At 49.5% G+C, this 11,816-nt stretch carries 9 protein-coding genes and 1 tRNA gene; 4 read left to right on the forward strand and 6 right to left on the reverse strand.

The window, feature by feature from the left end:
• Positions 1 to 57 precede the first annotated feature (57 nt).
• Entirely contained in the window at positions 58 to 3,123 is a 3,066-nt protein-coding gene (gene infB, locus ACTJJJ_RS31520; protein ID WP_426293688.1) for a translation initiation factor IF-2, read from the forward strand.
• A 72-nt stretch (positions 3,124 to 3,195) separates the two neighbouring features.
• Here infB and ACTJJJ_RS31525 read toward each other — a convergent pair whose 3' ends face one another.
• The 4 genes from ACTJJJ_RS31525 to ACTJJJ_RS31540 all read right to left on the reverse strand — a co-directional run bounded on the left by ACTJJJ_RS31525 (position 3,196) and on the right by ACTJJJ_RS31540 (position 5,924).
• Positions 3,196 to 3,771, reverse strand: a complete 576-nt coding sequence (locus tag ACTJJJ_RS31525; protein WP_426293687.1) for a metal-dependent phosphohydrolase — start codon at positions 3,769 to 3,771, stop codon at positions 3,196 to 3,198.
• 193 nt (positions 3,772 to 3,964) lie between these two features.
• A tRNA-Val gene (locus tag ACTJJJ_RS31530) sits at positions 3,965 to 4,039 on the reverse strand.
• Between the two features lie 34 nt (positions 4,040 to 4,073).
• Positions 4,074 to 5,387: an MFS transporter gene (locus tag ACTJJJ_RS31535; RefSeq protein ID WP_426293686.1), complete on the reverse strand. Its 1,314-nt coding sequence runs from the start codon at positions 5,385 to 5,387 to the stop codon at positions 4,074 to 4,076.
• An 81-nt stretch (positions 5,388 to 5,468) separates the two neighbouring features.
• The gene (locus ACTJJJ_RS31540; RefSeq protein WP_426293685.1) at positions 5,469 to 5,924 is read right to left on the reverse strand and encodes a hypothetical protein; all 456 of its coding nucleotides are present in this window, start codon (positions 5,922 to 5,924) and stop codon (positions 5,469 to 5,471) included.
• 169 nt (positions 5,925 to 6,093) lie between these two features.
• On the opposite strand from ACTJJJ_RS31540, the gene ACTJJJ_RS31545 reads away from it, so the two are divergent.
• Both ACTJJJ_RS31545 and ACTJJJ_RS31550 read left to right on the forward strand, forming a co-directional pair.
• On the forward strand, positions 6,094 to 7,725 hold the full coding sequence (locus tag ACTJJJ_RS31545) for a T9SS type A sorting domain-containing protein (RefSeq protein WP_426293684.1): 1,632 nt from the start codon (positions 6,094 to 6,096) through the stop codon (positions 7,723 to 7,725).
• A gap of 17 nt (positions 7,726 to 7,742) precedes the next feature.
• A complete protein-coding gene (locus ACTJJJ_RS31550) occupies positions 7,743 to 9,758 on the forward strand; it encodes a thioredoxin domain-containing protein (RefSeq protein WP_426293683.1) in 2,016 nt (671 codons plus the stop codon).
• On the opposite strand, the gene ACTJJJ_RS31555 is transcribed toward ACTJJJ_RS31550, so the two are convergent.
• Complete coding sequence (locus ACTJJJ_RS31555; RefSeq protein ID WP_426293682.1) at positions 9,755 to 10,273, reverse strand: DinB family protein; 519 nt, start codon at positions 10,271 to 10,273, stop codon at positions 9,755 to 9,757. The two genes, ACTJJJ_RS31550 and ACTJJJ_RS31555, sit on opposite strands and share 4 nt — an antisense overlap.
• Positions 10,274 to 10,288: 15 nt before the next feature.
• Entirely contained in the window at positions 10,289 to 10,774 is a 486-nt protein-coding gene (locus ACTJJJ_RS31560) for a DUF6265 family protein (protein ID WP_426293681.1), read from the reverse strand.
• Positions 10,775 to 11,301: 527 nt separating this feature from the next.
• On the opposite strand from ACTJJJ_RS31560, the gene ACTJJJ_RS31565 reads away from it, so the two are divergent.
• On the forward strand, positions 11,302 to 11,816 hold a 515-nt coding region (locus ACTJJJ_RS31565; RefSeq protein WP_440703896.1), incomplete at its 3' end, for a hypothetical protein.

The raw sequence follows: 11,816 nt of genomic DNA on the forward strand, positions 1-11,816 counted from the left end.
AGCTGCGCAAAGCAGCCCCACAATCAGTGCAAAACCTTATTCTACTAAATTGCTAATATGGCAGAAGATAAAATGATGCGCCTTAGCCAAGTGGCACGGATCCTCAACGTGGGTATTACTACGATCGTGGATCATCTGTCTGCCAAGGGGTATAAGGTGGAAAGTAATCCAAATACCAAAATTAATGCCGATCAAATCGAGTTTCTTGCGAAGGACTTCAAATCGAATGAGCTGAGATCATCCCTGACGCAAAAGCCGGTTGCTCCTGTTGTGGAAGCGCCGGTTGAGGTTAAGGAAGAGAAGGTGAAAAGCGACGTTGAAGGAATTCTTTATTTCCGAAATACACCGAAAGCCGACGAAAAACCTGTTGTAGAAGAAAACCCTTCGACGACTGAGCCTCAACCTGCTTTTGAAAATAAACTACCTGGTATTAAAGTAGTTGGTAAGATCGACCTGGAAGCAAAACGTCCGGTAGTTCAACAGCCTGCGCCTGAGGAGCAACCTAAAACGGAAGCTCCAAAAGAGGTTGTGGCTGAAACGCCGAAAGAGGCACCAGCGCCAGTAGAGAAAGAAGAAATCAAACCGGTAGCAATTCAGCCTGAACCTGTTAAAGAAACTCCGGTGGAAGCTCCTGTGAAAGAAACTCCTCCCGCACCGGCGGCTCCGGTAGCCGAGGCGCCAGTCAAAGAAGAGCCTCGTCCGGTTGAACCAGCGGAAAGCAAACCCGCACCGGTTGAAGCAAAAGAAACTGCGCCAGTTGCAGAAAAAGCCGCTCCTGCCCCGGCAGAACCCAGCAGCACGACCGAAGAGCAGCCATCGGGCGAATCCGAGCTGATCGAGGCCCGCGGGGAACAACTCAGAGGACTAAGAGTAGTCGGAAAGATCGAACTACCTTCCAATAAAAAGAAAGATCCGGTGGCATCCAGCGACACTTCCGCTGACAAAAAACGCCGAAGAAAAAGAAAAAGAATTCGTGACGGAGCAGCGGCTCCCGGGGAAAACCGGCCAGCCGACGCAGGTGCAACGCCAAATGCTGGTGCAACTCCAAATACCACCACAGGAACTGACACAAACCGCGCCCGTCCAAATACGCCTGGAAATACCACCCAGGGTGGCAACACGCAAGCAGGCGGACCAGCCCGTCCAGCGCAACCAGGCCAGGGCAACCGGGCAGGCAACAACAGCAACAATAACCGTCGAGGTGGACGGCGTGAAGAGGTTTCCGATAAGGAAGTTTCTGACAACATCAAGGCAACAATGGCCCGTATGGGTGGTGGTAACACCAAAGGTATGGCCAGAGGAAAAGGCAACCGCCGCCGCGACCGTGGAGATCAGAACGATCCAAACGGCTTCGGAGACGAAGAAACAAAAGTATTGCGCGTAACCGAGTTCGTATCTGCCAATGACCTGGCGTCCCTGATGGACGTGACAGTTCAGGAGGTAATCTCGGTTTGCATGAGCATGGGTATGTTCGTTTCGATCAACCAGCGCCTGGATGCGGAAGCGATTACCTTCATTGCCGATGAATTTGGGTTTGAAGTAGCCTTTATTTCTGCGGAAGAAGAGGTGCAGAACGATGTGCAGGAAGAAGTTGATGACGAGGCAAGCCTGAAAGAAAGAGCGCCCATCGTTACCATCATGGGTCACGTTGACCACGGTAAAACATCGCTTCTTGACTACATCCGTCAGGAAAACGTAGCCAGTGGTGAAGCTGGGGGTATTACCCAGCACATTGGTGCATATAGCGTAAAAACCAAAACCGGTAAGCAGGTAACATTCCTTGATACACCGGGTCACGAAGCATTTACTGCGATGCGTGCCCGTGGAGCGAAGGTAACCGACGTGGTAATCATCGTGATCGCAGCGGACGACAGCGTCATGCCGCAGACACGCGAGGCGATCAACCACGCACAGGTTGCCGGTGTACCGATCGTATTTGCATTCAGTAAAGTAGATAAGGCCGGTGCGAACACCGAGAAGATCCGCGAAGAGCTGGCCAATATGAACCTTCTCGTGGAAGAATGGGGTGGTAAATACCAAACCCAGGAAATCTCTTCCAAATCGGGTCTGGGTATCGACGAGCTGCTTGAAAAAGTATTGCTCGAAGCCGAGCTGCTCGAATTGAAAGCAAATCCGGACCGTCGTGCACTAGGTACGGTTGTAGAAGCCTCCCTTGATAAAGGACGTGGCTATGTGACAACCATCCTGGTTCAGACCGGTACATTGAAAGTCGGTGATGTGGTACTGGCCGGCGCGCATTTCGGTAAAGTAAAAGCGATGACCGATTACCTTGGCAAGAAGCTCAAAACAGCGGGTCCTTCCACACCTGTACAGTTGCTGGGCCTTAATGGCGCGCCACAGGCGGGTGATCGTTTCAATGTATTCGAAAACGAGCGTGATGCACGTGATATCGCTACCAAGCGTGAGCAGATCCAGCGCGAACAATCGATCCGGACACGTAAGCACATTACCCTTGAAGAGATCGGTCGTCGTAAAGCGATTGGTACCTTCCGCGAGCTGAACCTGATCGTAAAAGGTGACGTGGATGGTTCGGTAGAAGCGCTCTCGGATTCATTGCTACAACTTTCGACTTCGGAAGTTCAGGTAAATATCATTCACAAGGCGGTAGGTCAGATTTCTGAATCCGATGTCAACCTTGCGATTGCTTCCGATGCGATCATCGTTGGATTCCAGGTTCGTCCTTCTTCGAATGCCAAGAAAATGGCCGAACAGGATCAGATCGAAATCCGCCATTACTCGGTAATTTACCAGGCGATCGAAGAGATCAAAGATGCGATGACTGGTATGTTGGCACCGACCATCGAAGAGATCATTACCGGAAACATCGAAATCCGCGAAGTCTTCAAGATCAGCCGCATTGGTACCATTGCAGGTTGCTATGTGACGGATGGCTATGTGAAACGCAACAATAAGATCCGCGTTGTCCGCGACGGTATCGTACTTTATACAGGTGAAATCGACTCGCTGAAACGTTACAAAGACGATGTTCAGGAAGTAAGAAACGGTTACGAATGTGGTTTGAGTGTTAAAAACTACAACGACATTGAAATCGGCGACATCATCGAAAGTTTCGAGCTGCGCGAAGTGAAACGGACGCTTTAATAAGCTATCAATACAATCAAAGCCTGCCCCATTCAATGAGGCAGGCTTTTTTATGTTCTAATCAGAGCTACCTTAATTTTGGTCCAGGCGAAGTCTGGCTTTCACCTCTGTCAAAAGCTGGCAGCAAGCCGCATAAAGCTCTTTGTTGCCCATATTGATCTGCCAAAGGTAACCATCCACCTCACGTGCATACACGCGGGCAAAACCCGGGTCGTGCTCGGCAAGCGAGAGCATATTATCGATAATATCGGCATACTTAACCGTCTGAGCGACCGGCCGGGAGCTCACAATCCGCGCACCTTCCAGCTCTTTGCGCTGCGCCCTGTTCAGGGAAGGGTATTTCTCGCTTGTGTACTTGTCTGTAAGGTCGTCTACCCCCGCAAGGATCACAACATCCTCTTCAACACTATAACCAAGGCTCATCAGTTTGTAGGAAAGATCAGCCAGCGAACACTCGGTATCCTCAATCAAATCGTGACAGAGCGCGATTTCTGTTTCATAACCATTCCTTGCATACCTGTTCACGCGGTCGGCAACACTGAGTAAATGGGTGTAGTAAGGCGCACCGGTATATTTACGTTTCTGCTCCCCATGCATTTGCTTCACATAATCAAACAGCGCCCATTGACGCTCGGTCAATTCCAACATAATTTTAACGCAATCCAGATTTTTAGATTAATACTTCGCTTTATCTTTTTAAAGTAATAATAAAACCCTGCTTATTGAAATTATTATGCAAAAGTCAGAGGCCTATTTTTGAACCGCCGACCCGGCTCTGGCCTCTGACTGACGAGCAAAAACAAGAAGGCTTGCATATCAGCGATATACAAGCCTTCAATTGTAGGACGTAGCGGGTTCGAACCGCTGACCTCCGCCCTGTCAAGGCGGCGCTCTGAACCAGCTGAGCTAACATCCTGCTTTCTGTGCGAGGTTTCGACCGCGATATTATGTCAATTTTTGTTACGATCCAATTCGAAGTGGTAAACTTTCCGGGAAGGAATCCGGTAAAGCAGCACCAGTCCGAGCACGAAAATGATGAGTAATGCAAGGATACTATTGCGCATGCTGCCGGTAAGCTGCTCAACAGTGCCATAAATAAAGGTACCAATTACGATCGCAAGCTTTTCGGTCACATCATAAAAACTGAAATACGAGGCGGTATCTTTGACATTCTCAGGAATAAGTTTGGAATAAGTCGACCTGGAAAGAGACTGGATACCGCCCATCACCATACCTACCGTGCAGGCGATCACATAAAACTCCATGGCCTCGGTGGTATAGTAAGCGCCCGTACAGATGCCGATCCAGATAGTTACGCCTATCATCAATGCATAGATATTGCCGATTTTGCCCGAGAGCCAGGCGAAAGTATACGAGCCGGCAATCCCGACGAGCTGAATTAACAGCACGGTGATGATCAGGCTCTGCGAGGGCAGTTTCAGCTCTGTGGCACCAAATATCGTCGCCACATACATGACCGTGCGCAGGCCCATCGTATAGATGAAAAATGCACTCAGAAACTTTGCCAGGTAAGGCTGCTCACGCAGGCGTCCATACACCTTTCTTAACTCCTTAAAGCCGTGAAATATCCAGTTGCCACTCTTTTTCCGATCGGCGTTGCCCGATGGCAGGTAGTAAAACGGAATTTGGGCAAACAGTACCCACCACAATCCCACCGTAAAAAACGATATCCGCGCAGGAAGCGATTTTTGGGTAATGCCATAAAACTGCGGCGCCAAAATCATGCTTAAATTAAAAAGAAGCAACACTACACTGCCCAGATAGCCCAGTGAAAAACCACGCGCGCTGTATTTGTCAAAGCGGTCTTCTGTGGCAATTTCCGGCAAATAGGAATCGTAGAAGACAATGCTTCCGCTCCAACCGATCAAGCTCAGACCAAAAAGGAACACTCCGGAAATCAGCGTTTCCTTCGTAAAAAAATACAGCAGCATACAGCTCACAGCCCCGGTATAGCAGAAAAACTGCATGAACCGCTTCTTCTTACCGGTAAAATCGGCGATCGCAGTGCAAATGGGAATCAGCAGCGCGGTGATCAGGAACGAGACGGAAACCGTGTAGGAAAAAAGAACAGAGCTTTTGATCTGCATCCCGAAAAAATTAACCTCCGGCGTCCCGGAAGCACTTAATGCAGTCGCGCTGAAATAGACGGGGAAGATGCTGGAAACGATCACTAACGCGTGCACCGAGTTGGCCCAGTCGTACATGCACCACGCGTTGATGATGGAGGGGATGTTCTTTTTCATTCAAAAAAATTTGTACAAAATAAGAAAAGCGGCAGATTTTATCCGCCGCTTTTCCCCATAAATTGTATATCACACCACCAGTTACTTGATCACAGGCTGAAATACCATGATCGCCTCCTGCTCTACGCCACCAACGGGCATTTTACTTTTCAGTTTCATTCTGCTGTTGGTCAGTTCTTCCAGTCCGAATTCCCCCGAGAAGCCAATGATCTTGATATCCAGTGCCTTTTCTTCGTTGATCAAAGACCAGGTCCCACCATTGATTACCTGGCTTGAATTTTGATCCAACGCCTTCACTGTTGCATTTTGCTGAAATTGAATATCCATTTTCAGAATGTATTTTGTGTCAGTACCCAGTTGGTTGTCCGGAATGGTTTTTCCCGACAAATCCGTCACAGATGACATCCGCCAGGGATAATTAACCAGTATTTTATTCTTGGCCGTCGGCTCAGGCGTTTCATTCTTATCTTTGTCCTTGCAGCTAATCACCAAAAGCGATAAAAACAGGACTGGAACAAAAAGAAGTAGTCGTTTCATGTTGATTGTATTTTACGTTTCAAGGCAATTTCTATCGCGCTGTGGCCGGGTAGTTTCTCTCTTACGGGTCGGGAATTTCGTCTGGTGGATTACACCTGCCACGCTACGCGCCCCGGAAAAATGAAATTGGCGGCATTGCAAAAGTAACGAATTAGTCTGGTCAATTCTTATGACTCACTATACAAACATCTATTTAAAGGCTTTTTTCAGCACATTTCTGAGTATACTGCTCACCGCATTAACCGCTCGCAGCCAAAATTGCCAGCCCGGTTATGTGCTAAACCCGGTCACTACCAACAATAGTATCGAATGGAGCAAATTCCCCGAATTCTCGCTTCCATTCAAGATCATTTATAGCGGTCCGCGCTTTGGCGACACCCAGTCCCAGCCATTAAAACATGGGTTCAATCACCTTGCCGCATTCAGCGGGCCTGAACCCGGTTCGTTGCAACCGAGCCAGCTCGCCGCACTTTGGTACGGCGTGGCAACATCGAGCGGCAACCAGCCGTGGGCCGACAATGCCCTCAGGAGCCCGTGGGGTAACGATACCGCCGCCTACCGGAGCTATTGGGATGCTTATGCGAGCACGGTTACCAATCTGGACATCGTCTGCCTGGACATCGAGCGCATGCAGCGTGAGGACCGCGACATTCTTGCATTGAAATCCAACACACAGATCCCGCAAAATTACCGCAACCTTTCCGATGCCGATTTCTTGGCAACCTACAAAAGAGATATACGCTGGTGGTACACCGAGGCGGCCAACCGCCTTCGCCTGAAAGGGGTAAAAGCCGCATTGACCAGTTACAGCGATGTGCCCATCCGCAATACCTGGCTCAATATCACCACCAACAGCTGGCAGGACTGGACCACCAACCTCGCACGCACACACTATCTTGTGCAGGACAATGCGGGCAAAATCGGGGGTAGCTTCTACAATGCCATGGATTTTCTCTCGCCCTCGCCATACTACTATTACGGCTACGACCATCCCATCGGCAAAGATTACCTCTCCTACCTGCTGTTCAGCATCGAAGTGAACGCGGCTTGGAGCGACAAACCGATCATTCCGTTCGTGTGGCTGCGCGTGCACGACAGCTACGACAAAAACATACCGCTGATCACCGATTTTATGGCCGAGGCCACGGCGATCTTCCCATTCTTTGCCGGCGCAAAAGGTCTATGGCTTTGGGAAAACCCATTTTTATCGGCCGACAGGCAGGAAAACTACGGACCCTATGAACATTTCATCTACGGTCTCTACCGATTATCGCAGTTCAAGGATATGCTGGAAGGAAATTACCAACTGGTGATCCCCATGTCCGCCCGGGACAATATGGAGCAGCAAAACCCGGTTTGGAGAGGCATCGTAAAAGGAGGTAACATTCTGATCGCCGCCCAGAACCCCTATGCGGCCGATAATGCAACCACTTCCATCACGGTTTCCTATCAGAACTGGGCACGTTACATCACACTCAAAGGAAAGGAAGTTTTCCTCTGCAAGTTCGATCTGAACGACTCGGTCAATGGCGTGGAATCCTCGCTCGATAGGGTAAATGTATTTCCAAACCCGGCAGCGCAGGAGCTCAATGTTTCGCTGGCGGGTGTGAATGGGGTAACTCTGGTAGATTTTGCATTGACCAACAGTAAAGGACAGATATTCCTGCAACAAAAACTGAAAGCATTCGCCGGTGAAACCAAGACAACGGTTCCGCTTCCGAAACTATCGGCTGGCATGTATTTTGCCCGCTTTACCACCGATAAAAGAACTGTCATTAAAAAGGTAGTGATCCAGCAATAGCCGCTGCCTGCATTGTTATGAACCGACTCAGTCAACAAACCAGTCCGTATTTGCTTCAACACGCCCATAATCCCGTGGATTGGTATCCCTGGGGCGAGGAAGCATTATCCAAAGCCAAAAACGAAAACAAGCCTATTCTGGTCAGTATCGGCTACTCGGCCTGCCACTGGTGCCACGTAATGGAGCGCGAATGCTTCGAAAAAGAGCAGATCGCCCAGGTCATGAATCAGTATTTCGTCTGCATCAAGGTCGATCGCGAGGAGCGCCCCGATGTCGATGCCGTATACATGGACGCTGTGCAAGCAATGGGCGTACGCGGGGGCTGGCCGCTGAATGTGTTCCTGCTGCCTGACAGCAAACCTTTTTACGGGGTTACCTACCTGCCGGCCCAAAACTGGGTGCAGCTTTTGAAAAGCATTAACCAGGCATTTACCAACCATTACGACGAGCTGGCAAGCTCCGCGGAAGGTTTTGTAGAAAACATGGTCGCCTCCGAAAGCCAGAAATACGGGTTGGTCAATGCCACCGTCCAGTTCAACCGCTCTGACGCGGATTTGATGTTCGAGCAGATCCAGCGGCATTTCGATACGGTGAAAGGCGGCATGGACCGCGCGCCTAAATTCATGATGCCTTCCATTTACAAGTTTTTGATGCGCTATTTCGATATCAGCCAGAATCCGGAAGCATTGGCGCAGGTTGAACTTTCACTGAACCGCATTGCGCTCGGCGGCATTTACGATCACGTCAGCGGCGGCTGGGCCCGGTATTCGGTGGACGAGGACTGGTTTATCCCGCATTTCGAGAAAATGCTCTATGACAACGGGCAGTTGCTGAGCATTTACGCCGAGGCTTATTCCTTAACTCAAAATCCACTTTACGCAGACCGTATCCAGCAGACCGTTCAATGGCTGGCCGGCGAGATGCGCAGCCCGGACGGTGGATTTTTCTCCGCTCTGGACGCCGATAGCGAGGGTATCGAAGGTAAATTCTACATCTGGACTGAGCAGGAGCTCAAAGCTGCATTGGGGGAGGATTTTAATTGGTTTTCAAAACTCTATAAAATTTCCAGGCAGGGAAACTGGGAGCACGGCTATAACCACCTGCATTTGACAGAGCCCGTTGAATATGCCGCCAAAACAGCCGGCATTCACACCGAGAATTTTTCGGCGCTATATGAAAGCGCATTAAACAAACTTGCAGAAAGCCGTCGCTCCAAGATTCGGCCGGGACTGGATGACAAGATCCTGGCTTCCTGGAATGGTCTGCTGATCAAAGGCTTAACGGATTCCTACCGCGCATTGGGCCGCGAGGCTATCCGCGATCTGGCCGTTGCAACAGCTCATTTCATTGCCGGAAAAATGACGACGGGTAACAAGTTGAACCACAGTTATAAAAATGGTCTAGCCACCGTGACGGGTTTTCTGGAAGATTATGCCGCGGTGATAGACGGTTACCTGGGGCTTTATCAGGTCACATTTGAAGAAAATTGGCTGCAAAAAGCCCAGGAGCTGGCCGATTACACGATAAGCAATTTCTTTGACCAGTCCGAAGGTTTCTTCCACTTTACCGATTCCTACGGGGAAACGCTCATTGCCCGCAAAAAGGAGCTTTTCGATAATGTAATCCCGGCCTCTAATTCCATGATGGCCCATAATCTTTACGTATTGGGCAAGATCCTCGACCGCGAGGATTACCTGGAAATAGCGGACAATATGCTTTCCAAGATGACCAAGTTGCTGCTTGCAGATGTGCAATGGGTCACCAACTGGGCCGCATTATACTGCCAGCGGGCTGTCCCTACCGCCGAAATTGCAATTGTAGGAGCCGACGCCGACGCGGTGCGCAAGGACTTCGACCGCTTTTTCATCCCCAACAAGATTGTCATGGGAACGAGCACTTCCTCCACCCTACCGCTCCTGCTGAACCGGACTGAGATCAATGCTAAAACAGCGATTTATGTCTGCTTCGACAAAACCTGTCAATTGCCGGTAACCAAGGTAGAAGAAGCACTCGATCAGCTGGCAGGCACTTAAAGCAGCGGAAAGTAACGGTCACGGATCACCTTCATGTGATGCAATGGATGCCCCAGGATCACAAAACCAAGTGCTAGCGCCGATATCTCCGTCTGGTTTGCATTACCCATGCGCGTCAGCATGGTTTTGTCCATGTTTCTAAACAAGGTTATCGTGCTCTGGCGAAGCTCGGAGAACTCCTGCAACAAATCGCTGATCGTGCGGCCGCCCGCAACAGTATTCGCAGCCAGGATAGCCTCATCATAACCCGGAAGCTGCGTCTTGTCGTTTCTCGAAAAGCGTAGCGCCCGGTAGGACATGATCCGCTCGTTATCGATCACGTGCTGCAAAATGTCTTTGACCGTCCACTTCCCTTCTGCATAAACCCGCTCGCCAAGCGCGTCTAGCTTTTCAGTTTCAGCAAATACACATTCAGGGGTGTATTTTGCGAATCCGTCAAATAGGTCGATATCTTCTACAAGGTTAATGTATCTGTCAAAAAACGGGGGCATTGGAACGATCTCTGATCTTTTCATGGTGTTATAAATAGTTTAATGTATTCTGCGGTAAGGATAATCGACTCTTCGCTGGCGGGAGCCCACTTGCCCTTCAATGTGCGCATACAGCGAATCATTCGATCTGAAATCGTAGACAATCCGTTTGGGGAAATCGTGGTTGAGGTTTTCAAATACGAACCGGCCGCCTTCAATGGTTTTCAGTTTAAATAAAACCTCCTTCTCCAGATTCTGCCCGGCGGCCACCGGCGCGTACACAATCTGGGTGCCGCTTATGTAGAGGCTGACCTTTTCAAGCGGCGTAGTGTCGGCACCAGCAAGCGTATAACTCATGCCGGCAAACTCCTTTTCGCTCCTGCGGGCCCAGGTTTCATAAATGTCGCCCCTGGCTCGTTTGTTTAGCCAGCTGCCCACGATCGGGCGCAGCTTTTCAAAATCGCTTTGTGTAAATGTGCTTTCCTGAGAAAACCCGCACAGCACAAGCAAGAGCACCCACTGTTTGCCCTTAACAACTTCAAGCAAAGACGGATAGGTTCGCATATATTCACAAGGGAATGATCGTAGTGTCAAGATAGCAAATTTTGGTCGTAACCTGCCTTTGCAGCCATCAACAATACCTTGCCTTCCATACGTTTAATCGACAATAAATTGGCGGCTAACAATTGAGTTGTTCCCTGGTTTACCGACGCCTGAAATATGAGTAGCAAGCCGGCCGGCGAAGGAGATCCAGCCTTTGGCAAATTACGTCAAATTGCCGTTGATGCAATTGTAATTACTGCTATTCGACTGGTTTATTAACTTCCTTTCGCTATTTTTGGGCATTCTATCAATATAACCTCCGCCCGACAAATATTACAAATCATTAAAACTGAACCACAACGGTCTTTTAGTTTTTATTGATCCAGGACTCCTATTAACATTGAAAAAATTTTAATGCATGGTTCGCGCCGTTTCCCGACAGACTTTCTGCCGGAAAAGCCGCCGACTATGAATTTGATTACGCCAGACCCGGCTGCCCCGTGCAGCGGCTGATGGCTAACCCCGAAAATATGAAGGTTAACGTAGTGATCTACGGAGTTGTGGCTGGCAGTTACAGAACACAAAACCTGATCAGATCCCTTTTTGACATTTCAGAGGTAAATCTGTTTTACCTCAACCCCGGATTACTCTGGGACCGCCCTTCCTTGTGGAACAAAATCCAGCGAATGATCATCGAGCTGACGGTCGTTTGGAAGGCCGACATCGTCATCATCCCCGCGACCCGTCACCAATACCCCTATAAATACAAGCTGGCGAAGTTCTTCAAAAAGCAGGTGATCACGGATTTTTACATCTCCTTTTACGACACCTATGTGACCGACCGCAAAACGATCGCCAAAGAAAGTCCCGAAGCAGCAGCACATTTCAAGCTCGATCAAAACGCCATTATCTCGTCCGACCGCACGATTTTCCTCAATGAATCCGAAGCGGAATATTATACGCGCTTGCTGGATGTAAAACTGTCGGATATCCAATACAGCATTGTGCCGCTTTGTGTGGACAGTCGCCGAAAAGCGGCAAATCC

This window comes from Dyadobacter sp. 22481, from assembly GCF_052044875.1.
Lineage (GTDB): Bacteria > Bacteroidota > Bacteroidia > Cytophagales > Spirosomataceae > Dyadobacter > Dyadobacter endophyticus.

What these genes read in the sequence shown, in the direction of transcription:
- infB (WP_426293688.1), top strand. Translation starts at nt 58, where the DNA reads ATGGCAGAAGATAAAATGATGCGCCTTAGCCAAGTGGCACGGATCCTC.
- ACTJJJ_RS31525 (WP_426293687.1), bottom strand. Translation starts at nt 3,771, where the DNA reads ATGTTGGAATTGACCGAGCGTCAATGGGCGCTGTTTGATTATGTGAAG.
- ACTJJJ_RS31535 (WP_426293686.1), bottom strand. Translation starts at nt 5,387, where the DNA reads ATGAAAAAGAACATCCCCTCCATCATCAACGCGTGGTGCATGTACGAC.
- ACTJJJ_RS31540 (WP_426293685.1), bottom strand. Translation starts at nt 5,924, where the DNA reads ATGAAACGACTACTTCTTTTTGTTCCAGTCCTGTTTTTATCGCTTTTG.
- ACTJJJ_RS31545 (WP_426293684.1), top strand. Translation starts at nt 6,094, where the DNA reads ATGACTCACTATACAAACATCTATTTAAAGGCTTTTTTCAGCACATTT.
- ACTJJJ_RS31550 (WP_426293683.1), top strand. Translation starts at nt 7,743, where the DNA reads ATGAACCGACTCAGTCAACAAACCAGTCCGTATTTGCTTCAACACGCC.
- ACTJJJ_RS31555 (WP_426293682.1), bottom strand. Translation starts at nt 10,273, where the DNA reads ATGAAAAGATCAGAGATCGTTCCAATGCCCCCGTTTTTTGACAGATAC.